Annotated in this window: 14 protein-coding genes and 2 pseudogenes; 6 read left to right on the top strand and 10 right to left on the bottom strand. The window is 67.9% G+C overall.

Annotated elements, in window-relative coordinates; translation table 11 throughout:
* Window positions 1-37: 37 nt before the first annotated feature.
* The 4 genes and pseudogenes from J7I94_RS26315 to J7I94_RS39040 form a co-directional block, all read right to left on the bottom strand.
* Window positions 38-1,515, bottom strand: a pseudogene (locus J7I94_RS26315) (IS3 family transposase).
* A gap of 76 nt (window positions 1,516-1,591) precedes the next feature.
* Window positions 1,592-2,257, bottom strand: a pseudogene (locus J7I94_RS26305) (amino acid permease); the annotation flags it as partial.
* Between the two features lie 42 nt (window positions 2,258-2,299).
* Window positions 2,300-3,250, bottom strand: a complete 951-nt coding sequence (locus J7I94_RS26300; protein ID WP_308114700.1) for a hypothetical protein — start codon at window positions 3,248-3,250, stop codon at window positions 2,300-2,302.
* Entirely contained in the window at window positions 3,247-3,645 is a 399-nt protein-coding gene (locus J7I94_RS39040) for a GNAT family N-acetyltransferase (protein WP_308114702.1), read from the bottom strand. Before J7I94_RS39040 ends, J7I94_RS26300 begins: the two co-directional genes overlap by 4 nt.
* A gap of 425 nt (window positions 3,646-4,070) precedes the next feature.
* Between J7I94_RS39040 and aspS the strand changes: the two genes are divergently transcribed.
* Window positions 4,071-5,381 carry an aspartate--tRNA(Asn) ligase gene (gene aspS / locus J7I94_RS26290; protein WP_215170716.1) on the top strand — a complete coding sequence of 437 codons (1,311 nt, stop codon included), beginning with the start codon at window positions 4,071-4,073 and terminating at the stop codon, window positions 5,379-5,381.
* Between the two features lie 58 nt (window positions 5,382-5,439).
* Here the strand turns inward: aspS and J7I94_RS26285 are convergent, their stop codons facing one another.
* From J7I94_RS26285 to J7I94_RS26260, 6 genes are all read right to left on the bottom strand, one after another.
* The gene (locus tag J7I94_RS26285) at window positions 5,440-6,210 is read right to left on the bottom strand and encodes a hypothetical protein (RefSeq protein ID WP_251075759.1); all 771 of its coding nucleotides are present in this window, start codon (window positions 6,208-6,210) and stop codon (window positions 5,440-5,442) included.
* A gap of 34 nt (window positions 6,211-6,244) precedes the next feature.
* The gene (locus J7I94_RS26280) at window positions 6,245-7,150 is read right to left on the bottom strand and encodes a radical SAM protein (RefSeq protein WP_215170701.1); all 906 of its coding nucleotides are present in this window, start codon (window positions 7,148-7,150) and stop codon (window positions 6,245-6,247) included.
* Entirely contained in the window at window positions 7,147-8,448 is a 1,302-nt protein-coding gene (locus J7I94_RS26275) for a radical SAM protein (protein WP_215170699.1), read from the bottom strand. The genes J7I94_RS26280 and J7I94_RS26275 overlap by 4 nt, the downstream gene beginning before the upstream one ends.
* A gap of 5 nt (window positions 8,449-8,453) precedes the next feature.
* On the bottom strand, window positions 8,454-8,813 hold the full coding sequence (locus J7I94_RS26270; protein WP_215170696.1) for a hypothetical protein: 360 nt from the start codon (window positions 8,811-8,813) through the stop codon (window positions 8,454-8,456).
* A gap of 152 nt (window positions 8,814-8,965) precedes the next feature.
* Entirely contained in the window at window positions 8,966-9,346 is a 381-nt protein-coding gene (locus tag J7I94_RS26265) for a hypothetical protein (RefSeq protein WP_251075758.1), read from the bottom strand.
* A gap of 158 nt (window positions 9,347-9,504) precedes the next feature.
* A complete protein-coding gene (locus J7I94_RS26260; RefSeq protein ID WP_251075772.1) occupies window positions 9,505-10,719 on the bottom strand; it encodes a helix-turn-helix domain-containing protein in 1,215 nt (404 codons plus the stop codon).
* Between the two features lie 228 nt (window positions 10,720-10,947).
* Here J7I94_RS26260 and J7I94_RS26255 point away from each other — a divergent pair, with 228 nt between their 5' ends.
* From J7I94_RS26255 to J7I94_RS26235, 5 genes are all read left to right on the top strand, one after another.
* Window positions 10,948-11,325: a hypothetical protein gene (locus J7I94_RS26255; RefSeq protein ID WP_215170691.1), complete on the top strand. Its 378-nt coding sequence runs from the start codon at window positions 10,948-10,950 to the stop codon at window positions 11,323-11,325.
* Window positions 11,315-11,746, top strand: coding sequence for a DUF6093 family protein (locus J7I94_RS26250; protein ID WP_215170689.1), 432 nt, complete (start codon window positions 11,315-11,317; stop codon window positions 11,744-11,746). The genes J7I94_RS26255 and J7I94_RS26250 overlap by 11 nt, the downstream gene beginning before the upstream one ends.
* Window positions 11,746-12,174 (top strand): HK97 gp10 family phage protein, encoded by a 429-nt coding sequence (locus J7I94_RS26245; protein WP_215170687.1) that lies wholly within the window; start codon window positions 11,746-11,748, stop codon window positions 12,172-12,174. Before J7I94_RS26250 ends, J7I94_RS26245 begins: the two co-directional genes overlap by 1 nt.
* On the top strand, window positions 12,171-12,614 hold the full coding sequence (locus tag J7I94_RS26240) for a hypothetical protein (RefSeq protein WP_215170685.1): 444 nt from the start codon (window positions 12,171-12,173) through the stop codon (window positions 12,612-12,614). The genes J7I94_RS26245 and J7I94_RS26240 overlap by 4 nt, the downstream gene beginning before the upstream one ends.
* A gap of 131 nt (window positions 12,615-12,745) precedes the next feature.
* A complete protein-coding gene (locus J7I94_RS26235) occupies window positions 12,746-13,381 on the top strand; it encodes a hypothetical protein (RefSeq protein ID WP_055550365.1) in 636 nt (211 codons plus the stop codon).

The following is a 13,381-nucleotide window of genomic DNA, read 5'->3' as shown; positions in this document are numbered from 1 at the left end:
CGGAACCTGTCAAAGCGATCGAGGCAGGTAGTTCGTTCTAACCCTGTGCCGGGATCAGTGGGTCGTCCTTCGGTTTGTTGATCCAGACGGTTTCGGGCAGCTTCGGCGGTTCGGGTGGCTTGCGGACGAAGCGTTCGGGGTGGCGTTCGTAGACGGCCCGCAGGACGTCGGCGCGCATCTCGCGGAGCTGTTCGGCGAGACCGAAGTGCACGTCGTAGGGAGTGTGGAGGCCGATCCCGGAGTGGCGGTGCTCCTCGTTGTACCAGTGGAAGAACCGGGTGCACCACGCCTTGGCGTCCTCGATGGATCCGAAGCGCTCGGGGTAGTCGTGCCTGTATTTCAGCGTCTTGTACTGGCTCTCGCTGTACGGGTTGTCGTTGGAGGTCTTCGGGCGGGAGTGGGACTTGGTGACGCCGAGGCCGGCCATCATCTGGGCGACGTTCTGCGCGACCATGGGGGATCCCCGGTCGGAGTGAATCGTCAACTGGCCGTGACCGACGGGGTACTTGGCGATGGTTTCGGACAGGAAGCGTTCGGCGAGGTCCTTGTTCTCACGGCTGGCGATCATCCAGCCGACGGTGTAGCGGCTGAAGATGTCGATGATCGTGTAGAGGCAGTAGTAGACGCCCTTCACCGGCCCCTTCAGCTTGGTTATGTCCCAGGACCAGACCCGGCCCGGGCCCTCGGCGACGAGCTCGGGGATCTTGCGGGACGGGTGGACGGCCTGGCGGCGTCGTTCCCGGACCTCGTCGTGGCGGTGCAGGAGCCGGTACATCGTCGACTCCGAGCACAGGTAGACGCCCCGGTCGAGGAGGACCGCGTAGATCTCGGCCGGCGCCATGTCGGCGAACTCCGGCGAGCGGAGCACGTCCAGGACGTGCGCCTCCTCCTCGGGGGCGAGGGCCCGGTGATGCCGGCCCCGCTCCCGCCGCGGCCTGTCCGGGGCAGGGCTCTTGCGGTGGCGGCGGTAGTAGGTGGCCCGGCTCACGCCGAGCGCAGCACACGCCTGCACCATGCCGACCAGCTTCTCCAGCTTCGCGAGAGCCTCCTCGCGGGCCGTCTCGAACGCGTCCCAGATCTCCTGGCCGGGGCCGTTCCCGGTCACTGGCTCTTCTCGCCCCTGCGGTCCGAGGCGCTGTCCGTGGCGAACTGGTCGAGCAGCGCTGAGAGTTTTCCCTGGACCTCGATCACCGTCTGGGCCTTGCCCAGGTCCTTCTCCAGACGGGCGACCTTCGCCTCCAGTCGAGTGATCTCCTTGTCCCTCGGGTCGGCCTTCGGCCGCCCCGAGGGCGCCGCCAGCGCGGCTTCTGCCCCCTTGTCACGCTGCTGCCGCCACGTCGTGATCAACGACGAGTACAGGCCCTCCCGCCGCAGAAGGGCACCCTTGCCCTTCTTGTCGAGCTTCTCGTACTCCGCGAGGACCCTCGCCTTGTACTCCGCGCTGTACCGGCGCGGACCGGTGGAGCGGGCTTCTACCTGCGGATCAGGGGTCCCGTGGTCGTTGGCGCTGGCCACCTGGGCACTACTCCTTCTCCACCCTCGACTCAATGAATCATCCAGTATGCCTGACTCGCACTACTTTGGCAGAGAGGGACGAGAAACCGGTGTTATTGACGAACTCGCCGAAGACGAAGCTGGTCGACTGATGGTGGTCAGGGATGAGCACCAGGGCGCCGCAGATGACGACGACGCCGAGGATGTGCCACCAGATGGACACCTCGTTGAGGAAGGCGACGATGCGCACGCCGAAGGTGTTCAGTACGCCGTGCAGGAAGAGGATGATCCCGAAGAGCGTGATGGTGTGGACGGGCGTGGCGGCGTAACCGAACTGCAGGTCCAGTAGGGCGTTGAGGAAGGTGGCGGCGCCGAAGTCGATGCCCGCGGTGACAGCTATCTGGCCCAGGGTGTTGAACCAGCCAGTGAACCACGCCCACGCCGCGGCCGTTCTCGCGGGCGCCATGCGGTGCGCCCAGAAGTACAAGCCCGCGCTGGTGGGGTAGGAGGAGCAGACCTCCGCCATGGACAGCCCGACGAAGAGCGTCATGAAGCCGACGAACAGCCAGCCCCACATGATCACCGCTGGCCCGCCGGTGTTCATCCCGTAGCCGTAGAGCGTCATGCAGCCGGACAGGATGGAGATGATCGTGAAGCTGACGCCGAAGTTGGCGCGGCCCGACATGGAGCGGGAGAGCGTCTGCTGGTAGCCGAGTTGCTTCAGGCGTTCCTCGTCAGAGACGCGAGAGACATCGAGGGGCACAGGATTTCCGTCCTTCGTTTGTTTAAGGGGTAGTTCGAGGGTTCAGCGGCGTCGGCGCCGAGGTGGGCTGTAGGCCCAGGCGCGGTGTCGCAGAAATAGGTCGCGGGCCTGTCCGCAGTACGACCAGGGGACCTGCGTGGCGTACGGGCCGATCGCGTCGAAGACCTCCAGGGCCTCGCTGTGACGGTTCGCGAACGACAGGGCGTGAGCCAGGTAGTTGGCGTCATCCGCGAAGCAGGCGTGCGGTCGCGGGGCGCGGTAGCGCCACCAGCCCTCCAGCACGTGGTCGATCTGCGGGCAGTCGACCCAGGGATGGATGGTGAGCCCGTAAGCGTCGCGGTCCTGCTCCTGGCGGGTCCGGTGGGCCTCCGCGATCACCACGAGCGGCAGAACCGCGATCGGCAGGCCTTGAGGGGCGATGGCTGCCTGCTCCTCGGCCCACCACATCGCCTCGCCCTGCTCGCCGTGGTGGCGGGGGAGCATGAAGGTCACGACCTCGTGGTGCGCCTCGCGATTCCATCGGTCGCGCTTGATGATCTCGTCCCATACCGCGTTCAAGGTCTTACGGTTTGGGGCGTGGGTGCGTAGCAGCGCGAGCATCACCACCAGCGGCGCCACGTCCTCGGGCCACGTTTCCAGGGCCGTACGGCAGGTGGCCCATGCTTCCTCCATCAGGCCCCGGCCGCTGCTGCCTGGGCCGGCGATCATGGCCCGGAGGGCCTGAACGTTGGCTAGGAGGGCGAGCGCGTGCGGTGAGCGCGGTTCGGCCCTTGCCCAGGTGTCAGCGAACCGTAGGCGGGCTCCGGCCTCGGCCAGTACCTGAAGGCGGAAGATCCGGCGATCCCAATCCGGGCCGGTCGCGGCCAGCAGGTCCCGTGCCCCCTCCCAACGGCCCATCGCGGCGTCCTCCACCGTCGGCCGCAGCGCGACGTCGTCGCGCGCCGGGTGCTGGTCGAGCGGGACGCTCTGGTCGCTCCGCTGCCGGGCAATCACTGGACCCGCCAGGTCATCCGAGGTTCGTCATACACGAACCCGAGCGACGTATACAGCGGCTCTCCCTCTGGGCTGGCCGAGAGGCTGATGCGCTTGCAGCCGCGCACGGCCATCCAGTCCATGAGGGCCGTCACCACTGCCCGGGCGTAGCCCCGCCTGCGGAACTCTGGATCGGTGGCGACGGTGCTGATGTCACCGTTGAACGGCTTGCTGCTCCCTGGCCCAGGAAGCCGGGGTAGAAGAAACCCCACCGCACAGGACGCCACGCGGCCCGGGGTCGCATCCACCACGAACGCGGCGACCGTGTCCGGGCCATGGAGCAAGGCAGCGAACACCTGCTGGCACTCCTGGACCCACGGTCCGTCCGGTACATCCCGGGGCCTGGTCCAAGGCACCGCCGGGCAAGTCAGCGATAGCTGGCGCAGGCGGGCCAGCTCCCCGGCGTCGGCGGCCACCGCCCGTCGCACGGGCACGCTCACAGCCGTCCCTCCCGTCCAAAAGTGTGTTCTTGATTGCGGCGGTGCCCGTGAGATCCGTATCCTGCTGGGCAACGCGTTGATGGAGACGAGTAGCCCGGGATCACGCGAGCCGAGAGAGCCGCCGGAAGCTGGAAAGGCGGCCTCGCGCCCCGAGGCGAAGACCCTCCTGAGCGCGGGGAGGAACGACCCCTTTTGGTGGTCCAATGCCCCGCCGGTTGGCCCCCGTCATCGGGCCCGAATGAGGCCGCCACCATGTGGCGGCGAAAGTGCGGTGGCACCGCGAGTTGCCCTTCTCGCCCGCACTCCCAAGGGATCATGACGACGTCCTTCGGAGGACCGAAATGATCCACAGCCGCGTACACGTCTCTGACCTGCGAGAACACGTCGGCCGTACCGTCACCGTCTGCGGGTGGGTAAACACCCTGCGCCTGCAGCGCAAGATGCAGTTCGTCATCGTTCGGGACAGCACCGGCATGGTGCAGGTGACCCACAAGCGTGACGACGGGCCGCTTGAGGCCCAGCTCGAAGCACTCACCCCTGAGTCCGCAGTCAAGATCACCGGACGTGTGGTCGACGCCGAGCAGGTCAAGCTCGGCGGCCTGGAGCTCGTCCCTGAGTCGGTCGAGGTCCTGAACCTGGCCGCCACGCCGCTGCCGATCGACGAGCACACCGGCATTGAGCATCGGTTGGACTGGCGCTTCCTGGACGTGCGCCGTCGGACCGCCACACATCTGATGTTCGCCGTGCAGACCACCCTGGAACAGGGGATGCGCGAGTACGCCTACGCGCAGGGCGCCACGGAGATGCACACCCCCAAGCTCATGGGAACGGCCTCGGAATCCGGAGCGGAGGTCTTCAAGCTCGGCTACTTCGGCCGCAGCGCCTTCCTGGCGCAGTCGCCGCAGTTCTACAAGCAGATGGCGATCTCGGCCGGCATCGAGAAGGTCTTCGAGATCGGCCCCGTCTTCCGTGCCGAGCCGTCGTTCACCTCCAGGCACGCCACCGAGTTCACCGGCGTCGACGTCGAGCTCGCCTGGATCGACGGCGTCGAGGACGTCATGGCGTTCGAGGAGCAGATGCTCGCCCACGCGATCGCGAAGGTCGCCGACTCCCACGGTGAGGCCATCCGAGAGCACTTCGGTGTGGAGATCACCGTCCCGACGACGCCCTTCCCTCGCATCACCATGGCCGAGGCGCACGAAATTTTGCGCAAGGGAGGCTGGGACCCGGAAGGGATCAAGGAGGACCTGGACCCGGAGGGTGAGCGAAGCATCAGCGCCCACATCCAGGAGGCCACCGGGCACGAGTTCGTGTTCATCACGCACTACCCGGTGAGCATCCGGCCCTTCTACCACATGCGGCCGGCCGACGACCCGAGCGTGACTCTGAGCTTCGACCTGCTGTGGAAGGGGCTGGAGGTCACCACGGGCGCGCAGCGCGAGCACCGGTATGACGTGCTGCTGAAGCAGGCCGCCGAGAAGGGTATGAGCCCAGAGCCGTTGCAGGACTACCTGAACGCGTTCCGGTACGGCTGCCCGCCGCACGGTGGCCTGGGCATGGGCCTCGGTCGGGTGCTGATGGTGCTCCTCGGTCTGGAGTCGATCCGCGAGGCCACCTTCCTCTTCCGCGGACCGAACCGTCTCACGCCGTAACCGGCTGATGGGCGCGTCCCACGACACGGGCCGATGCCTCGTGTCGTGGGACGCGGTCTCAGTAGCGGACGCTGCGCAGGTCATGCGTCCACGCCTCGGCAGGGTTCTTGTCCCAGTAGGCCCGCAGTGCCAACTCCCGCTCGGAGAAGCGGCCCTGGTGGCACAGGCCGCCGTGGGAGAGGGTGACGCTCATGGCGAGCGACGACTCGGTGGTGACCCAGTGGGGGGTCAGGGCATGGCTCCACAACTGGTCGCCGGGCTGCATGACGACCGACTGGCGGTCGGCCGCGTCATGCTCGGGCGGCTCTTCACCCGTCGTCTCGCCGATCACCGCGGCATCGGCCGAGAGGTGCTTGTCGGGGGCGAGGTAGCTGTGGAACGTCTTGCCGCCATGCACCTGCCAGACCAGGCCGTGGGAGTTGTCGTTGTGGTACGTCGAGGACGCCCCTTCGGTGGACAGGAAGAGGATCGGAGCCAGGCGCTGCCAGGTAAAACCCCGGGCGGACAAATGGGTGCGCCAGGGGATCATCACCTCGTCCTGGAAGCCGTGCAGAAGGTCGTTGTAGAAGCGGCTGAGGTTGAAGTGCACCAGCCGGAACGGCCACGTGACGATCTCTTCGAGCGGGGCAGTGCGGAAGGCGGCGGTGCGGTCCATGCGCACCTGCCAATCGTCGTCCCCGAGGATCGTGAAGCGCACTTCCGCGTCCTGGCGGATGTGGTCGAGGACGTCGATGGCGGGCAGAAACGTGTAGTCGAAGGCGACCTCCAGAGAGAAGTTCGGTGGCTGCCGCCACCGATGTGCGAAGTCGTCCGGTGTCGTGATCGTCATAGGGCGGTCCATGGAGTCGTGTACGTAGCGCCGCTCACGCCGGCGCGGCGCACGACGCCGCGCGATCGTCGGATGCGGCGGAGGATCGGCAGATGGCAGCGCAGTCCGGGGTCACGCGGTCCTGCGCCGGATCGGCCAGGAACTGTCTGATGCTGGCCCGAGGCGCATGGACGCTGACTGATGCCTGGCCGTAGGGACAGCGCCGTATGTGACCGTCCGCTGACACGTACGCGGTCGCCGAGCGGCACGACCACCGCTCGCCCCCCGTCGGCGGCAGTTGCAGGTCCCGAAGTTCGCCGAGGTAGGCCCGGTACCGATCGGACAGGTTGAAGTAACGGCTCAGCACGTCGGCGTCCAAATGCTGCTGCACCAGATAGTCCTGGACCGACTTGCCGTCCCGGCGCAAGGCGCGTTCGTCGAGGACGACGGGGCTGAACTGGACCTCCACGCCTGCCTCGGACACGAGGTCGGCCAGCTCCTGGCCCTCATCGTCGCTCAGGCCCCAGCAGGTGACGTGGAGGATCTTCGTCTCGGTGCTGATGGCGCGTAGCGTGGCGATGCCCGAGGCCGCTGTGCGGGTGGTGCGTCCCAGCAGCATCGCGCCTTGTGAGTCGGCGGACACGGTCACGTTGCTCAGTAGGTGGGTCACGTGGGAGAGGGCGATGACCTCGGCCACGGAGCGAGCCGAGGTCACCATCGACACCGACATGCCGAACTGGTGCGCCAGCCGTACAAGTTGCCTGAGCTGCGGATGATGGGTGGGCTCGCCACCCGTCAGACATACGCCCTCCACGCCGGCTTCCCGCAGCCGCGACAGCGTGCGTGTGTACGTCGCGGTGTCGAGGAAGCCGTGAGCACGGTCAGCGCGGAAGCAGAAGCCGCAGGCCACCTTGCAGTGCCCGGCCGTGGAGACCAGCGCCGTACGGACTTGGACGCTCATTGCACCCCCGTGTTGTCCCACACGGCGATCTCCACGGTGCTCGTGTAGAACGCGCACATCTCGGGATCAGGGCTGCTGCCTCCGACGAGGGCCTGCTCGTTGCGGGAGGGGCCGCCGCAGATGGCGAGCGCCGGGCAGTTCCCGCACTCGGGGATGGGCGCGACGTTCTTCGCCACACCAGCCAGTCGTCCTGGATCGGCACGCAACTCGTCTAGGGTGTGCAGGAATGACGGCTCGGTGAAGTTGATGTCGCACAGGCTGACCCGGTTGCCGGGCAGCAGGGCGGCGTTCAGACTGCGGTCCCCCTGCATGTGGTCGAACAGCATCGGCCGACGGGTGTCGAGGGCCTGGAAGGCGCGGTCGAGGACAGAGAACAGCATTCCGCCGCGACCCAGGGCGGCCAGGCGCGCCTCGTACAGCTCCTGAGCCAGGTCGGCGCCCTTTACCTGCCAGCGGCCAGCAGTCGGGATGGGAGTGTTGACGTAGATGAACTTCAGCCCGAGGTCATCGATGATCCACCGGACAGTCTCGGCCAAGCGCCCGATGTTCGCGGCCGTCGGGGTGAGGTTGCAGCCCACGTGCAGCCCCTCCGCCTCGATGAATCGGGCGACGTTGCGGCGAATGCGGTCGTCTGCGGGCTGTCCGCCGAGCAGAAGGCGGTGGGCGGAATTGATGCCCGGGGGGCCGTCGATGGAGATGCCGACCCCGTACTCGTACGCGACGAAGTGGGCGAGGGCTTCGTCGGTCAGACGGGCCCCGTTGGTGACGACCGTGCGCCGGACCCTTGCAACGTCGTATCGGTCGGCGAGGGTATCTGCGAGCCGGTCGCCGTACTGCATGAGGTCGAAGCGGATCGTCGGCTCGCCGCCGAACCACTGGATGGACACCTCTTCCTGGCCGGCGTTCTGCTCGAACAGGAACTCCAGGCCCTCCGACAGCTCCTCCTTCGTCATGTCCGGCTTGCCGGTGTTCGTATCGACGAAGCAGTAAGTGCAGGTCATGTTGCAGCGGTCGGTGAGCACTACGCGCAGACCACTGATGCGGTCAGGTGTGGCGTCGAGCCCAAGGAGTCGAAGACGGTTACGGAGTGCTTCTCGCCGGTCGGCCAGGGGGCCGTCGGAGGTGAAGCCGAGCCCTGCGAGGGCTTCATGAGTCGCGGTCGGGGGGACCCCGGCGAGGTCGTGGACCTCGCCGGAGTCGATGAACACACTGTCCAGCCCGACCGGGTCGAGGAGAACTGCTTCCCCGTCCCGCTCGTACTGGAAGTACTTCCCCCACAGCATCCGGGGGACGGCCATGTTGGTCAGGCCGCCGTTTCCTCTTCGGCGATGCCGAGCTCGGCCATGACCTCGCGGACCTTTTCCTCGGCGGTGGCCTGGAGCTTCGCGGAGGTGGCCGGCGAGCCACCGTCGGCGAGGACGATCACGCCGGGCAGGGTCGGGTTGGGGGCGATGACCGTGATGCCGGCCGGGTCGGTGCCGATGACCATGATCGCGTCCTTCAGCTCGACCCAGTCGGTCTGCTCCTTGAGCGCGTCGATGATGCGGCCCTGCTTCTCCTGGAAGGAGGCCCGCTCACCCATCCAGACGCCCGCCTTGGACTTGGAGTCCACGACGTCCGCGTAGATCAGGTGGTCCTTCTTCTCTCGCCTGGGCTGAGGCACAGTTGATCCTCTCTGTGTGTCGGACGTGCTGGAACAATCACTTGCATCCGCCGGGGTCCGGCGGGGGCCGCCCCACGGGGAGTGGGTGGGGCGGCGTCTAGCCGCTCTGCGGCAGCTCCCACGGGGGAGGAGTTCAGGCCGCAGAGCGAGTCCTAATGGGGGCCTTCGCGTTCCCGGCGCGCCTTGATCAGGGCGCGGTGAAGCCCGTCAGGTGAGATCACGGCACGGGGGCCGGTGGGCAGCCGGTGCCAGTGGAGTCCGGGGCCGGACGTCCGCTTCGCCGAGGGGAGGAGAACGTGGCAGGACGGTCCCAACGCGACAGTGCCCTGTTCCTCCCACCGTTCAGCGGTGCCGACCGGCGTCAGGAAGTACATGCGCGGCTCACGGCCGCCGTCGTCGAGGACGACGGACCCGACAGGCAGCCCCTGCTCCTCGATGAGCTCTACGGCCCTGCGGCCCACGTGCTCGGGCGCACGGATGGCGTCCCACCACGTGCCGGCGGGACACAACTCCGGCTCGCTGCCGAGAGGCATCCACCTTGGCAGTCGAGTGGTCGGGATCGCGTCCGACATAGGAAAGGCCCCCTCACAACTGAGTGTGAGAGGACCATTCCACTCTGGAGGCGGGTGTGCGCGGACAAACTGTCCGCACCCAATTCAGGCCAAGTCCCGTGAGAGTAAAGGGAGTTGTGCTATGCGACTCCGGCCCAGGTGCCGAACGCGGACAACTCGGCTGACGGGTGCGTGTCCATGCGTAGCAGCGAGCCGAGCGTTTCGCGCACGGATGGGTGGAATCGCGTGTGATTCGGCGCGATCTTCCGGGCTCGCTTCAGCTCTGCGAACGCTCCGCAGCGGTCACCTTCCGCCAGGCGTGCGGAGGCGACGTCGATGTGATGGTGACTGGATCGCTCACCCACCGTGGAGGCAGGCGGCGCCCATGCCGCTCCGCCCTGTCCCCATTCAGCGAGCCGGGCAAGGGCCTGCTCGCTGTCGCCGGTGTCGATCAACGTATGCACCGAGTGGATCTTGATGTTTGTGGGGCCGAAGCTCATCTCGTAGGCCAGGCTGTCCCGGTTGCCGGCCATCAGCGCGACCTGCTCTGCTTCGCGTAGGAACTCTTCCGCTGCATCGGGGTTGTTGTCCCGCGATTCCACGACCGCCAGCTTCAGCAGCAGTGCCCCGTCGACCGCGAGCGCGTCGTCGGTGTATGAGTGCTCCGGCTGGGCCCGCTCCAACTCGTGCCGCAGACCCTTGAGCTTGCGACGAGCCGACTCGGTAGCTCCCTGCCGCAGCATCGACCCCGCGACCAGGAACCCGGCCGTGAATTGCATGAGCGGATCGCCACTGCGGTCGGCTGCCCACCGCACCCTCTCCAAGGCCGTATTGCCGAGGTCGTGGTGCCCCATCTTGTGGGCCAGGCTGTTGACCGCACGGTACGCGCGGGCAAGATGCCAGAACGCCTTCTGCTGTTCATCGCCACGCGCGCTGAGAGCAACGTGGGTCAGTTCTGTGATCACCGGAGGGAGCAGCGGCCCCATCGGCACGTACCGGGCATCACGCCGGAGAGCTGCGATCTGGTCCACCTCGGAGGCCAGGACCGGCAGAGCGCGTGGGCGCGACTCCAACTCATCTGGGGTGTCGAAGCACAGCAGGATGCGCCTCAGCTCCGGAATGACGGCGTGCACGCCGTCCTCCGCCTCGGGGTCCCCGTAGTACGGCTGACCGGTCAGCACCTCGGGGCCGAAGTGCAGGGCCCTCGACAGCGCGAGAATCAGGCTCGGCGTCGCCTTCCGCGCGCCGGACTCCAGCTTCTGCACCAGGCTGGGGGAGACCGCGACCCGCTGGGCAAGTTGCGCGGCGGACAGTCCCCGCGTCTTGCGTGCCACCCGGAGCCGGTCCCCCAGCATAACGCTCTCATTCACGTCGGCTTCCCCTCGCTGATCGGAGCATTGTGGCCAGAGTACGTATTGCGAATGGTGCCCAGAAGGCCCGTCGCCAAGTGTTAACGGACCGACGGAGCAAACCCGTAGATCCACGCCAGGACGCCCGTACGGCTGGCCAGGCACGGGACGGCGCACACGGGGCTCCGTCCCTGCCGCCTCGAGGTGTCCGACACTGCTCCTAGCGTCGGCTGAATGGATCAGGCGAACGACACGGCCACCGCCCGGCGCGTTGAGATCAGCGCGCGGGGCGGTAAGGCCGACATCGAGATCGACGGCACACGGATAGACCCGAGGGCCGTCAAGGCGTACACCGTCACCCATTTCGCCGGGGAGCGGCCGGAGATTCTGCTGCACGTTGCCGACCGCGGCGACAGCCAGTGGTCGGGGATGGCCCGCGTCGCGATTGCCGACCCGCCCGACCCGGGCCCAGTGGCAGCCGTCTTCCTGGACGCGATCGACCCAGAGGCCCTGGAACACGCCGCGCTGGCACGGCCGGACCTCGGCACCGAGCCGTACTCGCTGACCAAGGCGATGCTCACCCAGCTCGGGGAGTGGGCCCGTGGCCTTTGACGTGGAGGGTGCGCGCCGGGTCCTCGACCGCATCCTGGACGACAAACTGGAAGCGTGGCGGGACAGCGCAGGCCATACGGATGACGTGCTGGACGAGACCACGGGTCGGCTCGTGCCGCCCGCGCCGGACGAGGAGCTGGTCTGGGACGGGCTCGGCGCGGTGATGCCGATCAGCCGCCCGGCCATCACCCAGCCCGTCGGAGGGTCGGTCGCCGTCGAGCCGCCGACCACCGACTACCAGGCCGTGCTGCCGGTCGATGCCCCGGTGCTGCGGCGCGACGACGTGATCCGCGTGGCCGGTTCCGTGCGCCCCGGTGGTCCCCGTGACCCGCAGTTGGTGGGCCGTCGGTTCCGCGTCTCCGACGAAGCGGTGGGCACCTACAGCGTGGTGCGCATCGTCAGGGTGCAGGTGATCGACTGATGGACCCGGCCAACCCGCACCCCAACGCTCACCCGGACGCGACCGCGTTCCGTGATCCGATCGCGCTGGCCGCCGCGCTGGCCCGGATGGGTCCGGCGACCCGTGCCCGTACGCGGACGATCACACGGCACCACGCCATGCTGCTGCGGGTCCGCATCCAGCGGAACGCGAGCGGCATGCCCGGCCCGAACGTGATCACCGGGCAGTACCGCGCCTCCTGGGACGTCCGGATGCGCAGCGGCGGCGGCGAGGTCACCGCCGAGGTGTTCTCCGACGCCCCGCAGGCGCGACGCCTGGAATACGGCTTCGTCGGCGTGGACAGCCTCGGGCGGCACTACCGGCAGCCGCCGTTCCCGCACGTCGAGCCCGCGTTCCGGCAGACCGAACCGGCGTTCATCCAGGCCCTGGCGGACGGGGTGCTGCCGTGACCGCTCGTCTTCCGGTGACCCGCGCGCTCGCCGCCCTCCTGGAGCACGTCACGGGCCGCCCGTGTGGCGTCGGCGAACTCCCGCGTGTTCAGGGGAAGTTCGGCTGGGAGCCCGCGCCCGTGCCGTACACGATCCTCGACTCGCTGCCCGCCGAGTTCGCGGGCCCGCCGCTGTGGGACTGGCACGCCGATGCCGCCTGGTCCTACCAGGTCACCTCGGTCGGGGAACGGGCCGATCAGGTCGAGTGGCTGGCCGATCGGGTACGCGCCGGCGTCGTCGGTCGTACCGACGGAAGCTGGACCCACGACCTGCACGTTCCCGAAGCGCGCGTCATCGACCGGGAGTTGACCTACGACGCCGGAGGAGAGCCCTCGGTGTCGGCGGCAGGCGCTATCGTGTCCTACGTGCAGCGGGTCGCGATCACCGTGACCCCAGCATGAAGAATCGATTCTTCTGATCCTCACCGCGGAGGCCCGCGCGGACGCTAGGCCCCAGGCCAGGCGAACCCCCTTTGAACCTCAAGGGGCAGGGCCTCGGCACGGGACGCTGCCCCAGAAGTGGGAGCGGACCGGTGTCCACGAGCACGAAGAAGACCCAGACCCGATTTCTGCGGCGCGGCATCTCCAAGATCCTGTGGTCCAAGGACCTCAACGACCCGAAGTACCCCAGCCGCCGAGAGATCACCAACGCCTTCGCCCTGACCGACGCCGTCTCGGACATCGAGGGCTGGGCACTGGAGAACGACCCTATCGAGACCCCCGACATGGGCTCGACCTTCAACTCCTCGATCCCGGGCAACGACAAGGCCGAGAACTCCAGCCTGACCTTCTACGAGGACCGCTTCTCCGACGCGATCGAGCAGCAGCTCCCCAAGGGCGCGAAGGGCTACGTCATCCTGCTCCGCAAGGGAGACCTGCCCGGCTCCCGCTCGGTGGACGTGTTCCCCGTGCAGGTCGCCACCCGCGCCGCGACGTACAGCACCGGCAACGAGGCCGCGAAGTTCAAGGTCGACTTCACGATCACTGACGAGCCGTCGCTCGACCGCCCGGTGCCGCAGGCCCATCCCCGCCCGCTGCCGGACGAGGACTGCGACGACGACCACGGGCACGGCCACCCCGACGGTGACCACGTCGACGTGACCGTGGTCAGCACCACGAAGACCAAGACTGAGGCGACGGTCCGCGAGCACGACGCCGATGAGGGCTGA

This window comes from Streptomyces sp. ISL-12 (assembly GCF_018614415.1).
GTDB lineage: Bacteria > Actinomycetota > Actinomycetes > Streptomycetales > Streptomycetaceae > Streptomyces.
Note: the sequence above shows the minus strand (reverse complement) of the source record. Positions and strands in the feature narration are given on the sequence as shown.